The sequence below is a fragment of the Pseudomonas moraviensis subsp. stanleyae genome (assembly GCF_036283065.1).
Lineage (GTDB): Bacteria > Pseudomonadota > Gammaproteobacteria > Pseudomonadales > Pseudomonadaceae > Aquipseudomonas > Aquipseudomonas stanleyae.
This window is the reverse complement of sequence record NZ_JAADJI010000002.1, coordinates 283,094-301,887: the sequence shown is the minus strand read 5'-3', so window position 1 is coordinate 301,887 and position 18,794 is coordinate 283,094. Positions and strand designations below refer to the sequence as shown.

Annotated in this window: 12 protein-coding genes; 6 read left to right on the top strand and 6 right to left on the bottom strand. The window is 60.3% G+C overall.

The features are described from left to right. Positions 1-18 precede the first annotated feature (18 nt). Together GXB78_RS03825 and GXB78_RS03820 are read left to right on the top strand one after the other, a co-directional pair. A complete protein-coding gene (locus GXB78_RS03825; protein WP_016774637.1) occupies positions 19-801 on the top strand; it encodes an endonuclease/exonuclease/phosphatase family protein in 783 nt (260 codons plus the stop codon). Between the two features lie 380 nt (positions 802-1,181). Further along, the gene (locus tag GXB78_RS03820) at positions 1,182-2,234 is read left to right on the top strand and encodes an autotransporter outer membrane beta-barrel domain-containing protein (RefSeq protein ID WP_329514366.1); all 1,053 of its coding nucleotides are present in this window, start codon (positions 1,182-1,184) and stop codon (positions 2,232-2,234) included. Between the two features lie 297 nt (positions 2,235-2,531). Here GXB78_RS03820 and glgB read toward each other — a convergent pair whose 3' ends face one another. From glgB to GXB78_RS03805, 3 genes are all read right to left on the bottom strand, one after another. Beyond that, positions 2,532-4,763, bottom strand: a complete 2,232-nt coding sequence (gene glgB / locus GXB78_RS03815; RefSeq protein WP_329514365.1) for a 1,4-alpha-glucan branching protein GlgB — start codon at positions 4,761-4,763, stop codon at positions 2,532-2,534. Positions 4,764-4,765: 2 nt separating this feature from the next. After that, positions 4,766-8,107: a maltose alpha-D-glucosyltransferase gene (gene treS / locus GXB78_RS03810; RefSeq protein ID WP_329514364.1), complete on the bottom strand. Its 3,342-nt coding sequence runs from the start codon at positions 8,105-8,107 to the stop codon at positions 4,766-4,768. A gap of 172 nt (positions 8,108-8,279) precedes the next feature. Beyond that, positions 8,280-10,277: an alpha-1,4-glucan--maltose-1-phosphate maltosyltransferase gene (locus tag GXB78_RS03805; protein WP_329514363.1), complete on the bottom strand. Its 1,998-nt coding sequence runs from the start codon at positions 10,275-10,277 to the stop codon at positions 8,280-8,282. Positions 10,278-10,494: 217 nt separating this feature from the next. Here GXB78_RS03805 and GXB78_RS03800 point away from each other — a divergent pair, with 217 nt between their 5' ends. Continuing rightward, the gene (locus tag GXB78_RS03800; RefSeq protein ID WP_329514362.1) at positions 10,495-10,653 is read left to right on the top strand and encodes a hypothetical protein; all 159 of its coding nucleotides are present in this window, start codon (positions 10,495-10,497) and stop codon (positions 10,651-10,653) included. Between the two features lie 140 nt (positions 10,654-10,793). On the opposite strand, the gene GXB78_RS03795 is transcribed toward GXB78_RS03800, so the two are convergent. Then, complete coding sequence (locus GXB78_RS03795; protein WP_329514361.1) at positions 10,794-11,306, bottom strand: MgtC/SapB family protein; 513 nt, start codon at positions 11,304-11,306, stop codon at positions 10,794-10,796. Positions 11,307-11,429: 123 nt separating this feature from the next. Between GXB78_RS03795 and GXB78_RS03790 the strand changes: the two genes are divergently transcribed. The 3 genes from GXB78_RS03790 to mapR all read left to right on the top strand — a co-directional run bounded on the left by GXB78_RS03790 (position 11,430) and on the right by mapR (position 15,331). Then, positions 11,430-11,678 carry a DUF3203 family protein gene (locus tag GXB78_RS03790; protein WP_329514360.1) on the top strand — a complete coding sequence of 83 codons (249 nt, stop codon included), beginning with the start codon at positions 11,430-11,432 and terminating at the stop codon, positions 11,676-11,678. Positions 11,679-11,873: 195 nt separating this feature from the next. Continuing rightward, positions 11,874-13,304, top strand: a complete 1,431-nt coding sequence (gene ccoG / locus GXB78_RS03785) for a cytochrome c oxidase accessory protein CcoG (RefSeq protein ID WP_329514359.1) — start codon at positions 11,874-11,876, stop codon at positions 13,302-13,304. A 617-nt stretch (positions 13,305-13,921) separates the two neighbouring features. Then, positions 13,922-15,331: a GntR family transcriptional regulator MpaR gene (mapR, locus tag GXB78_RS03780; protein WP_329514358.1), complete on the top strand. Its 1,410-nt coding sequence runs from the start codon at positions 13,922-13,924 to the stop codon at positions 15,329-15,331. A gap of 131 nt (positions 15,332-15,462) precedes the next feature. On the opposite strand, the gene GXB78_RS03775 is transcribed toward mapR, so the two are convergent. After that, positions 15,463-16,209: an SDR family oxidoreductase gene (locus GXB78_RS03775; protein WP_130912948.1), complete on the bottom strand. Its 747-nt coding sequence runs from the start codon at positions 16,207-16,209 to the stop codon at positions 15,463-15,465. 244 nt (positions 16,210-16,453) lie between these two features. Beyond that, positions 16,454-18,535, bottom strand: coding sequence for a putative bifunctional diguanylate cyclase/phosphodiesterase (locus GXB78_RS03770; protein ID WP_329514357.1), 2,082 nt, complete (start codon positions 18,533-18,535; stop codon positions 16,454-16,456). Positions 18,536-18,794 lie beyond the last annotated feature (259 nt).

The window sequence follows — 18,794 nt, the reverse complement described above, 5'->3', positions numbered from 1 at the left end:
CAATTCAGAGGAGTGAACGTGTCCAGCGATCCCAAGCGTCAAGCGGTCGACGCGCCAGTCATTCATCGCCTGCGGGTACTCACGGTCAACACCCACAAAGGCTTCACTGCGCTGAATAGGCGGTTCGTTCTTCCGGAGCTGCGTGAAGCGATGCGCAGTACCTCGGCTGATCTGGTGTTTCTCCAGGAAGTGGTGGGCGAACACGAACGCCATTCGAGTCGCTACAACGACTGGCCGCAGACCTCGCAATACGAATTCCTCGCCGACAGCATGTGGAGCGATTTTGCCTACGGGCGCAACGCCGTTTACCCCGACGGCCATCACGGCAACGCACTGCTGTCGAAATACCCGATCCGCGAATACCGCAATCTCGATGTGTCGATCACCGGCCCGGAACGGCGCGGGCTGTTGCACTGCATCCTCGATGTGCCCGGGCATGCCGAGGTGCATGCGATCTGCGTGCATTTGAGTCTGCTGGAAAGCCATCGGCAGCTGCAGTTGCAGTTGCTCTGCCAGTTGCTCGAGTCACTGCCCGATGATGCGCCGGTGATCATTGCCGGCGATTTCAATGACTGGCAGTTGCAGGGCAACGCTGCCCTCGCCCGTCGCGATTATCTGCACGAAGCCTTTGAGCGGCATCATGGCCGCCCGGCGAAGACCTATCCGGCGCGTTTTCCTTTATTGCGCCTGGACCGGATCTACCTGCGCAATGCCAGCAGCCACGATCCAAGAATTCTCGGCAACAAGCCGTGGACACATCTTTCCGATCACCTTCCATTAGCCGTTGAAGTGCATCTGTAGACGCATATTTGACAGCAATTTAATGACACCCCTTGCCTGTCAAACAGGCTCGACATGACCTTTCGTCGGCGGCAGAAAACCGTCAGCCGAGCCCTTCGCAAGCGTTCTTCCATGCAAACAACCACTTAGTTATGTGCAGGAAAACAAACGCTTGCGCAGGCTGATTTAAAGCCGCCATTCATCGTGCATTTTCTTGACGCGCAGGCGTCGCTCTTCTTATCTCTACCTTACTACCCCCGGAATCACTTACTGGGGCTGACCTTCCGGCACTCGCGAAATCGAGCAGCCGCGGTTCGCCCCGCTCTATTCGGTCGCCCCTCATTCGGGGTAGGAGAGACGCCAAATTCGAGATGACGCATGCGCTTGCAAGGTAGACCCCCATGAAAACTTCACTGACCCCACACGAATTGAAAATCACCCTTTGCACAGTGTCAGGTTCGCTGTTGCTGTGCTCGTCCATGGAGGCGCATGCGGCATCTGCGGCGGATGAGACCACGTGGTATCGCGCCGAAGTGCCGGTGATGACTTTGCCGGCGACCGTGATCACGCCTGGGCCGCTGCCGTTGAGTCAGCAGAGCTCGCGACTGATCACCGAGGATCTCGCGCCATCGGCCTGGGACGAACTCTACGGTCGAAGCGCCCGACGCGCACAGACCGATGCGTTGTCCTCCGCTTACGCGCTGCCCGGCGGCGAGTTCAAAGGCCCCGCGGTGGTCACGTTGAAAAGCGCCAATGGCGCGACCCAGACCCTGGGCCTGATCGGCGGTGACAATCAGATTCACATGAATGCTGGTGGAGCTCCGACTCGGCGCACGCTCGCCGATCCGAACACTGACAGCCTCAATCTGCAAGGTCAGAGCCTTGGTGCCTATTACAGCCTGGTGGGCGCGCAGGGCTGGCATGTTGACCTATCGGCAAGTGGCGGTCGGGTCAGCGGATTCAGCCGTACCGCGCAAGGTAATCGCCAGGCCACTGAAGGCAGTTCGATGACGTTCTCGGTCGAGGGCGGCTATCCGATCGGCTTGAGTGAGAATTGGGTGGTCGAACCGCAGGCGCAATTGATCAACCAGCGCATCAGCCTCGACGCGCCGTATGTCGGCTCCGGCAACGCTTCCTCGACCGACCTGACCGCATGGAGTGGCCGCGTCGGTGCGCGGTTGAAAGGCAGTTATGACTTGAACGGGTTGCCAGTCGAGCCCTATGTGCGCACCAACCTTTGGCACACGGTGTACACCGGCAGCACGGTGACACTGGATCAGGTCGACAAGATCAGCAGCAGCCGCAAGTCTTCAACAGTGGAATTGGGCTTGGGACTGGTGGCGCGGGTCACACCAGCGGTAAGCCTGTACATGAGCGCCGATTACAGCAGCGACGTGGATGACAATGACCTGAACGGAATCATCGGCAGCCTCGGAGTGCGGATGCGCTGGTGATCTGCTGATCACTGAAAAACCCTGTGGGAGCGAGCCTGCTCGCGAAAGGGCCGACACATCCAGCAGAGGGGGTAGCTGACCCACCGCTTTCGCGAGCAGGCTCGCTCCCACAGGTGGTTCGGGGTACATCCGGGGGAACATTGGTTGGTCGTAATGAGGTCATCGCGCGCAGGCTCACTCCAACAATTCGGGATGCATTCCCTTGTAGGAGCGAGCCTGCTCGCGAAAGCGGTGCCACCTTCAACATCATCGTTGACTGACATGGCGCCTTCGCGAGCAGGCTCGCTCCCACAGGTGCTAGCCCTGCGGCTTGAGGATCAGCACCGCCAGCGGAGGCAGGTTCAGCTCCAGCGACAACGATTGACCATGGCTCGGCACTTCCTCGGTCAACGCGCCGCCGCCATTGCCATAGTTGGAACCGGCATAAATGTCGGCGTCACTGTTGAACAGTTCAGTCCACCGCCCGGCAAACGGCACTCCCACGCGATACGACTGACGCGGTACCGGGGTGAAGTTGGCAACCACCAACACTGGCGAACCGTCCTTGCTCCAGCGCAACCACGCGTAAACGCTGTTGATCGCATCGTCACCAATCAACCACTGAAAGCCTTGCGGCGCGTCGTCCTGGTCGTGCAGCGCCGGCTCTTCGCGATACAGCCGGTTGAGATCGCCAACCAGTTTCTGCACGCCTTTGTGCTCGGAGTACTGCAGCAGGTACCAGTCCAGCTGCTGATCGTGGTTCCACTCGCGCCATTGGCCAAACTCACAACCCATGAACAACAGCTTCTTGCCCGGGTGCGTCCACATGAAGCTCAGATAGGCGCGCAGGTTGGCAAATTTCTGCCAGCGATCACCGGGCATCTTGTCGATCAACGAGTGCTTGCCATGCACCACTTCGTCGTGGGAAATCGGCAGGATGAAACGTTCCGACCAGGCGTAGACCAGACCGAAACTCAACTCGTTATGGTGATGGGCGCGGTACACCGGATCCTGCTGGATGTAGTGCAGCGAATCGTGCATCCAGCCCATGTTCCACTTGTAGGAAAAGCCCAAGCCGCCCTGCTGGGTGCTCTGACTGACGCCCGGCCATGCAGTGGATTCCTCGGCAATCACCAGCGCCCCCGGCGCTTCCAGCTCAACCACGTCGTTCAAATGCCGCAGGAAGTCGATGGCCTCCAGGTTCTCGCGACCACCGTGACGGTTCGGCACCCATTCGCCAGCCTTGCGCGAATAGTCGCGATACAACATCGAAGCCACCGCATCGACACGCAGGCCATCGATATGGAAGTGTTTCAGCCAATGCAGCGCCGAGGCCAGCATGTAGCCGTGCACTTCGGTGCGGCCGAGGTTGTAGATCAGCGTGTCCCAATCCTGATGGAAACCCTCCAGCGGGTTGCCGTATTCATATAGCGCGGTGCCATCGAACTGCGCCAGACCGTGGGTGTCGGTGGGGAAATGCGCCGGCACCCAGTCGAGAATTACGCCGATGTCGGCCTGGTGGCAGGCGTTGACGAATGCTGCGAACTGATCCGGCGTGCCATAACGTGCGCTCGGCGCAAACTGGGAGAGCAATTGATAACCCCAGGAACCGCCGAACGGGTGCTCCATGATCGGCATCAGTTCGATGTGGGTGAAACCCAGCTCTTTCACATACGGAATCAGCCGCTCAGCCAGTTCCGGCCAGGTGTACTGGCGCGCAACTTCGCCAAGATCATCCAGTTCGCACTGCCAGGAACCGGCGTGCAGCTCATAGATCGACAGAGGCTTGGAGCGCTGCTGACGATCCTGACGGGAATTCATCCAGTCGTGATCCTGCCAGTCGATCTGCAGCGGCGAGGCGACTTTCGAAGCAGTATCCGGTGGCAGGCTGGTAGCGAGCGCCATCGGGTCAGCCTTGAGCGGCAAAATCCCGTGGGCGCCGAGGATTTCGTACTTGTACAACTCCCCCGCTTGCAGGCGTGGGATGAACAATTCCCAGACGCCAGAAGGATGGCGCAGGCGCATCGGGTGGCGACGACCGTCCCAGACGTTGAAATCGCCGACCACCGACACGCGCCGGGCATTCGGCGCCCACACGGCAAAGCGCACACCGTCGACGCCATCAACGGTTTTCAGCTGCGCACCGAGGCAGGCACTGAGGTCGCGGTGATTGCCCTCGGCAAACAAATACAAGTCCATCTCGCCGAGCAACTGGCCGAAACTGTACGGATCTTCGGCTACCTGCTCGCCTCCGGCCCAGCGCGTGCGCAACAGGTACGGTCGCGCCTGATCGAAATGGCCGACAAACAGCCCCGGCGTTTCGGTCATCTGCAGCGGACCAAGTTCTTCGCCGCTGTCCCTGTCCAGCACCGCGACGCCCAACGCACCGGGCAGATAAGCGCGGATGAACTGGCCACCGGCACCATCGCCGTGCGGGCCGAGAATGGAAAACGGGTCGTGATGTTCAGCGCGCACCAAAGCATCAATGTCACGTGCCGAGGGTAACAATGCTTCCTTTACCACACCCTGTTCCTTGTTCGAGAAACTCATGACTACTCTCCACCAAGATCGGAAAAGGGTTTAAGCCCAGTCAATAATCCATACAAGCCGTGCAATGGCACGGGCAGCCACGTTGGGCGGTTTTCCGCTTCGTAGGCCACTTCATAAGCGGCTTTCTCCAGGCCGAACAACGCCAGCGCGGCGTCGGCGCCTTGAGGATCCTGCCAGGCATGCTCAAGACTAGCTGCCGCCTCGCGATATGCCTGGACAAATGCCTCGCGCGCCTCACGCAGATAACGCTCGGCGACACGTTTGCGCGCTGTTTCCGCCTCAGTGCTGTTATCAACGTTGTGCACGTTGATCGTCATCGCCGCTGCGTAATCGAACGAACGCAGTACGCCGCTGACATCCTTGTACGGGCTGTGTTTGCCGCGACGCTCGCTCAACGGCCGCGCCGGTTCGCCCTCGAAGTCGATCAGATAGGCATCGCCCTTGATCACCAGCACCTGGCCCAGGTGCAAGTCGCCGTGCACTCGAATGCGCAACCCACCGGTAGCTTTCTTCGCCAGGTCCTGCACATGGGCAAGAATGGTTTTCTTCTCGTCGAGCAGACGCTTGACCAGTTTCTGGTCCGCGGCGTTCAACTCGCCTTGATGCTGCTTGAGCAGTTTCAAGGCATGTTCAACCTGCGCGGTGACATCCTTGGCCGTCGCGGCCATGTCCTTGCTCGACGACACTTGCGGCGCAAAGTCGGCATTGTCGGTTGGCGCAGCGAGCACCTGATGCATCTCGCCCAGACGCTGACCGAGGATGCCGGCAAAGTCCCTCAGCTCGCCCAAGGCGTTGTAATGCTGCTCCTGCTCGGACATGGCGTCAGCCAGTTCATCGCGCAGCGCCCGCTCAAGGTTGTTCTGCGTCCATTCCCATGCGTCGCCCTGATTGCTCAGATAGCCCTGCGCGATCATCAGCAGATTGTCTTCACCTTGAGCATCGCGGCGAATCACCGAACCCAGCAGTGGAGAGATATTGGCAAACCCGGCCTCGGTCAGGTAAGCGCTCATCTCCAGTTCCGGGTGTACGCCAGAAGCGACTTTGCGTATCAGCTTAAGCACCAGACTGTTGCCGATCACCACTGAACTGTTCGATTGCTCGGCGGACAGGTAGCGCACATCCGACTCGGCGCCGAGACCGAGTTTTTCCAGATGCGGAGTCTGTTCGAAGCGGATTTCGCCTTCGATCGACTCCAGTACGGTGTTGTTCTGCATGCCTTGCAGCACGGCGCGGACAAAACTTTCCAGACTGAAGGCATCGGTGATCAAGCCGACCTGACGCACACGGCGTACCCGCGACAGCGCCAATTGCTGCGGCAACGGCGGGCCGACGTGGTCTTCGGCAATGAAGCCGAACGGCAGTTGATAACGGTTGGTCTGGCCACCGCTGGTGACCTCGATCTCGCTGAGCAGCACCGGATGCTGGGCATCGCCGAAGCGCACGCCGTAAGCCAGATTGACCTTCTCGATTGCCGCATCCTTGCCGGCGAACCAGCGCCGGTTCTGCAACCAGCTCGGCAGAATGCTTTGCTCCAGCGTGTTGCGTGATGGCGCTTCGAGCAGTTCTTCCATGCGTTTTTTCAACACCAGCGTGGTGAAGTCCGGCAGGCTCTGCGCCGGCTCGACATGCCAGCTCGGCATCTGGTTTTCCGTCGCCAGGGCAAACCAATAAAAGCCGTACGGCGCCAGGGTCAGGAGGAAATTCAACTGGCCGATCGGCGGGAACGCGTTACCACCGAGCATTTCCACCGGCACCATGCCGACGTAAGCCGACAGGTCCAGTTCAACCGCTTGCGCACTGCGCGAGACGTTGGCCACGCACAGAATGATTTCGTGCTTGCCGTCGGCGTCGGTGTATTCGCGGGTATAGGCCAACACGCGACGGTTGGTCGGCGAGAGCATTTTCAAGGTGCCACGGCCGAAGGCTTTCGATTGCTTGCGCACCGCCAGCAGGCGCCGCGTCCAGTTCAGCAGCGAATGCGGATCGCCGGACTGGGTTTCGACGTTGACCGACTGATAGCCATACTGCGGATCCATGATCGGCGGCAGCACCAGACTGGCCGGATCAGCGCGGGAGAAACCACCGTTGCGGTCGATCGACCACTGCATCGGTGTGCGCACGCCGTCACGGTCGCCGAGGTAGATGTTGTCGCCCATGCCGATTTCGTCGCCGTAATACAGAGTCGGCGTGCCAGGCATCGACAACAGCAGGCTGTTGAGCAATTCGATCCGGCGACGGTCGCGCTCCATCAACGGTGCGAGACGACGGCGAATGCCGAGGTTGATCCGCGCGCGACGGTCAGCGGCGTAGTAGTTCCACAGGTAATCGCGCTCGCGGTCGGTGACCATTTCCAGGGTCAGTTCATCGTGGTTGCGCAGGAAGATCGCCCATTGGCAATTCGCCGGGATTTCCGGGGTCTGCCGGAGGATGTCGGTAATCGGGAAGCGATCTTCCTGAGCCAGCGCCATGTACATGCGCGGCATCAGCGGGAAGTGGAAGGCCATATGGCATTCGTCGCCGTTGACGCCAGCGGCATCGGTGTCACCGAAGTACAGCTGAGTGTCTTCCGGCCACTGATTGGCCTCGGCCAGCAGCATGCGATCGGGGTAGTTGGCGTCGATCTCGGCACGGATCTGCTTGAGGACGTCGTGGGTCTCGGGCAGGTTTTCGTTGTTGGTGCCGTCGCGCTCGATCAGGTACGGAATCGCGTCGAGACGCAGGCCGTCGATGCCCATGTCCAGCCAGTAGCGCATCACCGACAACACGGCTTTCATTACTTGCGGGTTGTCGAAATTCAGATCCGGCTGGTGCGAGTAGAAGCGGTGCCAGAAGTACTGACCGGCGACCGGATCCCAGGTCCAGTTGGACTTCTCGGTGTCGAGAAAGATGATTCGCGTGCCGTCGTATTTCTGGTCGTCATCGGACCAGACGTAGAAATCCCGCGCCGCCGAACCCGGCTTGGCCTTGCGCGCGCGTTGGAACCACGGGTGCTGGTCGGAGGTGTGGTTGATGACCAGCTCGGTGATCACCCGCAGCCCGCGCTTGTGCGCTTCGGCGATAAAGCGCTTGGCATCGGCCATGGTCCCGTAGTCGCTGTGCACACCACGGTATTCGGCGATGTCGTAGCCATCGTCGCGGCGTGGCGAGGGATAGAACGGCAGCAGCCAGATGGTGTTGACGCCGAGGTCGGCAATGTAATCTAGTTTGGCGATAAGCCCGGGAAAGTCGCCGATCCCGTCATTGTTGGAGTCGAAAAACGATTTGACGTGAACCTGATAGATCACCGCGTCCTTGTACCAGAGCGGGTCTTTGATGAAGGCGGCTGCCTTGGGTTTCTTCGCCATGTGGAACTCCTGTTGAATTCTGGAAAAACCGTGAGCCGATCACTTGACTCAGAAGCGCTGCACAACACCTGTAGGAGTGAGCCTGCTCGCGAATGCGGACTGACATTCAGCAAAAATGTCGTCTGCCCGATTGCTTTCGCGAGCAGGCTCGCTCCCACAGGTGCGCCATGTGTTACGTAGCGCTGATCCGCCAAATCCCGAACGGCTGATAAGCCGGGTCGATGCGCATAAACTGGTACTTGCCGTGCCAGTCCCAGCGATGGCCGTTCATCAAGTCCTCGCCGTGGGTGGTGGCGTCGTCCGGCAGGCCCATTTCCCACAGCGGCAGTTCGAAATTCGCTTCCTGCACGTTGTGCGGATCGAGGCTGACCGCGACCAGAATGAAATTGCTGCCATCGGCGCTGCGCTTGCCGAAGTAGAGAATGTTGTCGTTCCAGGCGTTGTAGATTTTCAGGCCCAGATGCGTGTGCAGCGCCGGGTTCTGCCGGCGGATGCGGTTGAGCTGGGCGATTTCGGCAATGATGTTGCCCGGGGCGGTGAAATCGCGGACGCGGATTTCATACTTCTCCGAATCCAGATATTCCTCTTTGCCCGGCACCGGCGCCGATTCGCACAGCTCGAAACCGGAATACATGCCCCACAGGCCCGAACCCATGGTTGCCAAGGCTGCGCGGATGAGGAAACCGGGACGCCCTGACTCATGCAGGAACGCCGGGTTGATGTCCGGGGTATTGACGAAGAAATTCGGCCGGTAGCACTCGCGCCATGGCGACTGATTCAACTCGGTGAAATATTCCGCCAGCTCGGCCTTGGTGTTGCGCCAGGTGAAATAGGTGTAGCTCTGCGAATACCCGACCTTGCCCAGCCGCGCCATCATCGCCGGCGTGGTGAAGGCCTCGGCAAGGAAGATCACTTCCGGGTACAAGGTGCGCACATCGGCGATCAACCATTGCCAGAACGGCAGCGGTTTGGTGTGCGGGTTGTCGACGCGGAAAATCTTCACGCCTTCCTTGACCCAGCCGACAACGATGTCGCGCAACTCGACCCACAGGCTCGGATTCGCATCCGGCGCATAGAAGTCGACGTTGACGATGTCCTGGTATTTCTTCGGCGGGTTTTCGGCGTATTTGATCGTGCCGTCCGGGCGCCAGTTGAACCAGCCCGGATGCTCCTTGAGCCACGGGTGATCCTGGGAACACTGGATGGCGAAGTCGAGGGCGATTTCCAGACCATGATCGGCGGCCGCAGCCACCAGGCGACGGAAGTCTTCACGGGTGCCGAGCTGCGAGTGAATCGCCTCGTGGCCACCCTCCTCGCTGCCGATCGCGTAAGGGCTGCCGGGATCGTCCGGTCCGGCGGTCAGGGAATTGTTGCGGCCCTTGCGGTGGGCGCGGCCGATCGGGTGAATCGGCGTGAAATACAACACGTCGAAGCCCATGTCCTGAATCATCGGCAGGCGCGAGTGCACGTCGTTGAACGTGCCGTGCCGCTTGGGATCGTCGGTGATCGAGCGCGGAAACAGCTCATACCAACTGGCGAACTCGGCGAGTTCGCGCTCGACGTCCATGGGGAATTCGGCGCTGACGCTGAGATAGGCGCGGTGATCGGCCTGGGCCATCAGCTCTGCACTGCGCGAGTGCAGAAACAGCGCGACCTGCTCGGTTTCGAGCAGGCCCGACAATTCATGGTGCAGCGCCGCGAGCTGTTCGCTGAGCTGACCTTCGCTGCGTTCGGCAGCCTGTTGCACCATGGTCCGGCCTTCCTGCAACTCAAGAGAAACCGGCACCGCCGCGTTGTGCTTCTTCTCCAGTTCGTACTGGAAGCTGGCGAAGTGGTCGATCCACGCTTCGATGCAATATAGATAGCGGCCCTGTTCCTCGGGACGGAACTGGCCTTGCCAGGTGTTGTTGCCCTGATCGGACATGACCTCGGTCTGCCAGGTTTCCTGGCCTTCCTCGCGCCAGCGGATGCGTACGGCAAGCTTGTCATGGCCGTCGGCAAACACTTTGCTGGTCACCACCACTTCGCGCCCGACAGTCGATTTGACCGCGAACTGGCCGCCGTCAAGGGTCGGCATGGTGTTTTCGATGACGATACGTGGCAGCAGCAACGCCTGCGACAGCGGCATGTGCGGGTTGTAACTCAGCTCTGAAGGTCTTTCAGCAGTCATTGAGCATCTCTCCTTAACGCCCCAAGGACGCTCTTGTGCCGGAACAGTATTCGCGACAAAGCGCCGGCCCTGTCATGAACTCACTTAGGTTCCGAGCAACCGGCGCGGGGAAAAGTTCAGATGAAATTAACAAGACAAACCTGCGGATCGAATTTGTCGTGGCCGGGTCAACTCACTTAAGCACGTCCCACGCCATGTGCCATACGGAGGTCACCAGATGAGCATCCCGATCCCGGCGGAAACGCCCGATCCGAACATCGACAAACCCACCCTGCCCGACACCGAGCCGGCGCCGGTTCCGGAGCAAGAACCGCCCGGCACCACGCCGCCGCCCAAGGAAGAACCGCCGAGTACGATGCCTCCGGTGATCGTCTGACGCTTGCCCTCCTGATCGTTCCCACGCTCCGCGTGGGAATGCAGCCCGGGACGCTCTGCGTCCCATCCAGAGCCGAACGCGGAGCGTCCGTTGAGGCATTCCCACGCAGAGCGTGGGAACGATCATCAGCCGGCGGGGAATCAGAGGTGGTCGTTCTTGTCGACATCCTTCTCGAACACCCTCACCACATACGGCATCACACTGAAGATCGCCAATGCCAGAATGGTGCTGAGCACCGCCGTTGCTTCTTTGCCCAGCCCCACTGCCACGCCGATTGCCGCTGTCATCCATAACCCAGCGGCGGTGGTCAGGCCTTTGACATGGGATTCGTCACCCTGCTGATTTTTCAGGATGGTGCCCGCGCCGAGAAAACCGATGCCGGCAATTACCCCCTGCAATACCCGGCTCATCGCATCGGATTCCGCGCCCGAGGTCTGCGGCACCAGTACAAACAACGCGGCACCCAACGCCACCAGCATATGCGTGCGGACCCCGGCAGCCTTGCCTTTATGTTCGCGCTCAAAACCAAGAATCCCGCCAAGCATCGCCGCCATCAGCAGACGCACGGTTATTCGCGTGAGTTGCGAGGCGTCGCCGACGTCGGCAAATTCCGCTTGCAGGGTAGTCCACACTTCGTCCCACCAGTCTTCCATCGTGCTTCCCTTGTTATTGGTTCGATAATCGATGGACAACGGCGACCATTAATCGGTTGCGCAGAACGATCGGCGCGTTGCGCTTCCTAACGTGCAGACCTCATTACAAAAAGGACTGCCGCCATGCCCGTTCGAATCGATGAATCCAACCCCGAGCAGAAAGTGTGTTTTTTCACCGTCGAACACGGCGAGGAAATTCGCATCTGCGACACCCTGGAAGTCATGACCGATAGCGCAAAAGCCATGTCGTACGTGGAAATCGAAGGCAAACGCACCTACGTCACCGAAGCGGAAGCCGACGCCTTGACCGTAGCCGGGGCCAAGGACGGGCGCAAACATCTGAAGGCTGATGACAGTGATTCGGTGGTTTGATTGACTTCGATCAACACCTGGTGCGGACGCCTCTAAACGGCGTTCGCAGCGCGCCCGCCCTGATGCTTCAAGTTGTCGCAGGCATTGCGTCAAACCTCATCTGGTCCGCTTTTTATTGCCCGACCTGAGTCTGTTCTGCAAACAGATCGGCGCTCATAGTGCCTCGGCCTGATGGAGGCTGATGAGCGAACGACCATGAGCGAGCAAATCCCCGTCCAAACCGTAGAAGCAGCGCCCACTATAAAAAGCGTACCCGCGCGTACGCTGAGGGCAACCGCCCACTCCAGCGACAAGCAGATCCACACCCGCAGCTTCACCGGCCTGTTCCGCAATCTGCGTATGAGCGGCGCGGGGTTTCTGTTTGTGTTGTTCTTCGGCACCGTCTGGTTGAACTGGGGCGGCCGTCAGGCGGTGTTATGGGATTTGTCGGAAAGCAAATTCCACATCTTCGGCGCGACGTTCTGGCCGCAGGATTTCATTCTGCTGTCGGCGCTGCTGATCATCGCTGCCTTCGGTCTGTTCGCGATTACCGTGTTCGCCGGTCGGGTCTGGTGTGGGTACACCTGTCCGCAGAGTTCGTGGACATGGATTTTCATGTGGTGCGAGAAGATCACCGAGGGCGAGCGCAACCAGCGGATCAAACTGCAAGCCGCGCCGTGGAGCCTGAACAAACTGGCCCGGCGCGCGGCCAAGCACACCTTGTGGCTGGCGATCAGCGTGATGACCGGCCTGACTTTCGTTGGTTACTTCACGCCGATCCGCCCGCTGACCGAGGAACTGCTGACCTTGCAGATCGGTGGCGTCAGCCTGTTCTGGGTGGTGTTTTTTGCCGCCGCCACCTACATCAACGCCGGTTGGCTGCGTGAAGCGGTGTGCATGCATATGTGCCCGTATGCGCGGTTCCAGAGCGTGATGTTCGACAAGGACACGCTGACCATCGCCTACGACGCCGCGCGAGGCGAAAACCGTGGCCCGCGCAAGCGCGATGTGCGCCCGGTCGAAGCGGGCCTGGGCGATTGCATCGACTGCCAGTTGTGTGTGCAGGTCTGCCCGACCGGCATCGACATCCGCGATGGTTTGCAGATGGAATGCATCGGCTGCGCTGCGTGCATCGATGCCTGCGATTCGATCATGGACAAAATGCATTACCCGCGCGGCCTGATCCGCTACAGTTCCGAGCGCGAATTGCAGGGAGGCAAGACCCATCTGCTGCGCCCGCGCTTGATTGGCTACACGGCGGTGCTGTTGCTGATGATCGGTGCCTTGGCGCTGGCATTGATCGAGCGGCCGATGGTGTCGCTGGACGTGACCAAGGATCGCGGCTTGTTTCGCGAGAACGCTCAGGGGCAGATCGAGAATATTTATTCGCTGAAAGTGATCAACAAGACTCAGCAGCGCCAGGATTACCGCTTGAGTCTGGTCGATGGCGATGGGTTTGCATTGCAAGGCAGGACGGCGCTGAGCCTGACACCGGGGGAAATTGTCGATGTGCCGGTGTCGGTGGCGATGACCACCGAGCGGCCGGCGAGCAGTTCGCAAACGTTGAGTTTCAGGATTGAAGACAGTGATGAACCGCAGGTATACAGCGTGGCGAAGAGCCGATTTGTCGCGCCGATGAATCGCTGAGCGGCTGAAAACGTCCCCCCTCACCCCAGCCCTCTCCCCCCAAGGGGGGCGAGGGGGAAAGGGAGCCGATCTCCATGCTGCTCAAATCCTGCGTTCGACTGAGATCTTTCAGGTCGGCGTATCCCGAACAAACAACACGGTCAGTCCCCTCTCCCTCTGGGAGAGGGTTAGGCTGAGGGAAAAAACCTGAGTTCGACATCGTTCTGTCAGGTCGGCGTATCCCGAACAAACAACACGGTCAGTCCCCTCTCCCTCTGGGAGAGGGTTAGGGTGAGGGAAAAAACCTGAGTTCGACATCGTTCTGCCAGGTCGGCGTATCCCGAACAAACAACACGGTCAGTCCCCTCTCCCTCTGGGAGAGGGCTAGGGTGAGGAAAAAAACCTGAGTTCGACATCGTTCTGTCAGGCCGGCGTATCCCGAACAAACAACACGGTCAGTCCCCTCTCCCTCTGGGAGAGGGTTAGGGTGAGGGAAAAAACCTGAGTTCGACATCGTTCTGTCAGGCCGGCGTATCCCGAACAAACAACACGGTCAGTCCCCTCTCCCTCTGGGAGAGGGCTAGGGTGAGGGCTCTTTTCCTGACACACCACACAATCAAGTCCACCAAGGCCCACCGATGAAACGCTACGAAAAATTCGCCGATGACATCGCTGAACTGATCCGCTCCGGCGTGCTCGGCCCTGGCCAGCGGGTGCCGTCGGTGCGCTATGCCAGCCAGACTTACGGGGTCAGCCCGTCGACGGTGTTCCAGGCCTATTACCTGCTCGAACGTCGCGGCCTGATCCGCGCCCGGCCGCGTTCCGGTTACTTCGTCAACGCCCATACGCCGAGCACCTTCTGCGAACCGGTCATCAGCAGCCAGGTCAACGAGTCCACCGAAGTCGACGTCAGCGAACTGGTGTTCTCGGTGCTTGATTCGATCAAAGACCCCAACACCGTACCCTTCGGCTCGGCCTTTCCCAGCCCGACGCTGTTCCCGCTACAGCGCCTGTCGCGCTCGCTGGCCAGCGCCGCGCGGGAGATGGATCCGCGCATGGTCGTCACCGACATGTCGCCGGGCAACCCGCAACTGCGTCGGCAGATCGCCCTGCGCTACATGGTCGGCGGGCTGATGCTGCCGATGGAGGAACTGCTCATCACCAACGGCGCGCTCGAAGCGCTGAACCTGTGCCTGCAAGCGGTGACTGAACCCGGTGATCTGGTGGCCATCGAAGCCCCGGCGTTTTACGCCAGTCTGCAAGTGCTTGAGCGCTTGAAGCTCAAAGCGGTGGAAATTCCCGTGCACCCGCGCGATGGCATCGACCTCGGCGTGCTCGCGCAAACTCTGGAGCGCCATCCGATCAAGGCTTGCTGGTGCATGACCAGTTTCCAGAACCCGATGGGCGCGAGCATGCCCGAGGCGAAGAAACAGGAACTGGTCGAGCTGCTGCGCCAGCATCAAGTGCCGTTGATCGAAGACGACGTCTATGCCGAGCTTTATTACGGACAACAGGCGCCGAAACCGGCCAAGGCCTTCGACACCGAAGGATTGGTCATGCATTGCGGCTCGTTCGCCAAAAGCCTCGCTCCCGGTTATCGCATCGGCTGGGTGGCGGCCGGGCGTTTCGCGCAGAAGATCGAACGACTGAAGCTGATGACGTCGCTGTGCGCTTCAATGCCGGCGCAAGCGGCGATTGCCGACTATCTGCAACACGGTGGCTATGACCGGCACCTGCGCAAACTGCGTTATGCCCTGGAGGAACAGCAGAGCGCGATGCTCGCGGCGATTGCCCGTTACTTTCCGGCACAGACCCGGGTCAGCCAACCGGCGGGCGGCTACTTTCTGTGGCTGGAATTGCCGGAGCAGATGGATTCGCTGAAGTTGTTTCAAATGGCCCTGGCGCAGGGCATCAGCATCGCGCCGGGGCCGATTTTCTCGCCGACCCAGCGTTTCAGGAACTGTATTCGCCTGAACTATGGCAGCCCGTGGACCGAGGAATCGGAAAAGGCCATGGAGACGTTGGGGCGGATTGTGCGGTCGTTTTGATGGAGAGATGTTGTTTGGGCTGGCCCCTTCGCGAGCAGGCTCGCTCCCACATTGGTTATGTATTCACTAATCAACTGTGGGAGCGAGCCTGCTCGCGAAGAGGGCGCCGTTAACACCGCAAATCCAACGGTTTACCGCCCACCCCCCAAATCAACAAACGTCCCCGTCGCATACGAAGCCTTGTCCGACAGCAACCATACAATCGCCTCCGCCACTTCATCCGGCCGCCCGCCCCGGGCCATGGGAATGGCCGACTCAAGCTTGCTGACCCGATCCGGATCGCCGCTCAAGGCATGGAAATCGGTATAGATGTAACCCGGACGCACGGCATTGACGCGAATGCCCTCACCCGCGACTTCTTTCGACAGGCCGATGGTGAAGGTGTCGAGCGCGCCTTTGGATGCGGCGTAATCAACGTATTCGTTCGGCGAACCGAGGCGTGCCGCGACCGAGGACACGTTGACGATACTTCCGCCCTGCCCGCCGTGTTTGGGCGACATGCGCAGGATCGCGTGCTTGGCGCAGAGGATCGGCGCCAGCACGTTGGTTTTCATGATTTTGAGAATACGGAATTCGGACATTTCATCGACTCGCGACTTCTGCCCGACGGTGCCGGCGTTGTTCACCAGCGCCGTGACCCGGCCCAGCTCGCTGTCGACGCGCTGAAACATCGCGATCACTTCGTCTTCGATACTGACATCGGCGCGAACCGCGATGGCTTGGGCGCCCAAGGCTCGAACCTGTTCGAGCACGCTGTGTGCGGCCTGCTCATCCGACTGGTAGTTGATGCAGATCCGGTAGCCCTGTTCGGCTGCCAACAATGCCGTAGCTGCGCCGATTCCGCGGCCGCCACCGGTGATGACAATGACTTTATCCATGCTGGCCTTCCCCCACGTGCACACGTAACAGTCGGGGCCAAGAATAACTGCGAATGGCGGGTTTTGCATGGGCTGTGTCAATTGCCCGAATGTTGATCCCGTCTGCAGGTTGACGACATTGTGGCGAGGGAGCTTGCTCCCGCTTGAGTGCGCAGCGCTCACAAAATTATGAGGGCGCTACGCACCCAGCGGGAGCAAGCTCCCTCGCCACAAATCGTCTTGTCGGCAGATCTGTTTTGTGGCCTCAGACCACCGCCAGCCTCTGCCCACGCACGATGTCCTGCATGAAGCGCTCCGCCGGCATCGGGTGGCCGAGCAGATAGCCCTGCAGCGAATCACAGCCCAACTTGGTGAGGAAATCCTGCTGCGCGCCGGTTTCGACGCCCTCGGCGACAATCCGCAGATCCAGGGCCTGCCCCAGCGCGACGATCGCCGAGACGATCGCAGCATCATCGCTGTCGTGCTCCAGATCGCGGACGAAACCGCGGTCGATCTTCAGTTCATTGGCCGGCAGGCGCTTGAGGTACATCAGGCTGGAATAACCGGTGCCGAAGTCGTCGATCGACAGATCGACGCCCATGTCCGACAGCTCTTGCAGCACGGTCATGCTCGCATCGGCGTCGCTCATGGCGGTGGTTTCAGTGATTTCCAGGGTCAGGCTGTTGGCCGGCAAATGGTGGGTCGCCAGCGCCTTGGCCACGCTTTGCACCAGCCCGGCATGGCAGAACTGCAAGGCCGAGAGATTCACGGCAATGCGCCACTCGGTGTAACCGAGCACGTACCACTCGCGCATCTGCCGGCAGGCTTCGTTGAGCACCCACTCACCCATCGGGATGATCAGCCCGGTTTTCTCCGCCAGATCAATGAATTTGTCCGGCATCAGCATGCCGTGCAGCGGATGCGCCCAACGCAACAGCGCCTCGGCGCCGACCGGGCGGCCGTTGGCGGCGTCGAACTTGGGCTGGTAATGCAGGCAGAACTGGTTGTGCTCGATCGCCGCGCGCAGGTCCTGCAGCAGTTGCAATTGCTTGCGCGCGTTGGTGTTCATCGACGCATCGAAGAAGCTGTAGCCGTTCTTGCCGCCGCCCTTGGCGTGGTACATCGCCGCGTCTGCGTTCATCAGCAGTTCCTGGGCGTTGTCACCGTTGCCAGGATACAGGGCAATGCCGACACTGGCGGAAATCTGCAGGTCATGTTCGGCGACGCGGAATGTGCGGCCGATCAGGCCGACCTGACGCGCGGCCAGGCTCAAGGCGTCATCGGGCTCGCTCAAACGCACCAGCAGAACGAATTCATCGCCACCGATCCGCGCCAGGGTGTCCTGGCTGCGCAGGTCTTCACGCAGACGCACGCCGACTTCGCGCAGCAATTGATCGCCCATGTGATGGCCGAACGCGTCATTGACCGGTTTGAAGCCGTCGAGGTCGATGAACATCAAGGCGAAGCAGCCGCCCTGCTCTGCCACCTTGTTGATCGCCTGATTGATCCGGTCATCCAGCAGCATGCGATTGGGCAGGCCGGTCAGCGGGTCGTGCAAGGCCAGTTGGGTGAGTTCGCGGTTGGCTACGGTCAGCGAATGCGCGAGATCAGCGGTGCGCGCCTCAAGACGGGCGTCGAGAATCGAGGTCAGCAAGGCAATCGACAGCACCGCCAGCGTAGTGACCACCACCAGACTGTCGAGACCGTTGCCCTTCAAACCATTGAGCGTCGCGCCGCAGAAACTGCCATCGGGAAATTGCGCCGCCGCCATGCCGGTGTAATGCATGCCGACAATCGCCACACCCATAATCACCGCCGCGCCGGCGCGAATCAGTCGCACATAGGGCGACTGCTGGCGCAAACGAAACGCAATCCACAACGCCGCTGCCGAAGCGCCGACGGCGATCAGCAAAGAGGCACTGAACAACGTCGGGTCGTAATCGATGCCCGGGGTCATGCGCAGCGCGGCCATGCCGGTGTAATGCATGGCGCTGATGCCCGCCCCCATGATCAAGGCGCCGAAAGCCAGTTGCGCCAGTGGCAGCTTCGGCTGGCTGACCAGCCATAAGGCAAAGCCGCAAGAGAGCACCGCGATCAGCAACGACAATGCGGTCAGGGCGAAGTCATAGCCCAGGTCGATCGGTAATTTGAAGGCGAGCATGCCAATGAAATGCATCGACCAGACGCCAACGCCCATCGCCAACGCCCCGCCCGCCGTCCAGAAATGCACGGCCCGGCCTTTCGCCGTGGCGATGCGTCCGGTGAGGTCAAGCGCCGTGTAGGAAGCCAGAATGGCCACGCACAACGAGATGAAAACCAGGGTGAAGGAGTAACTGCCGATGAGCATGGACGTTCTCGTGACAAGCCGAAACCGTACTGCTTCCATTCTCGGTCGGGCAAATGCGGCGATTGTACTGATTGCGCGGAAGAACGCACTGACAAAGTAACCAAATTGCCATCAAGCCGATGAAACGCTTGTTCGATCGTCCTACAAGGCTCTGCGGTGGGCTTTAAGCCCACCCCTGTGGGAGCGAGCCTGCTCGCGAAGGCGGTGGGTCAGTCAATGATGTGCTGGCTGACTCACCGCTATCGCGAGCAGGCTCACT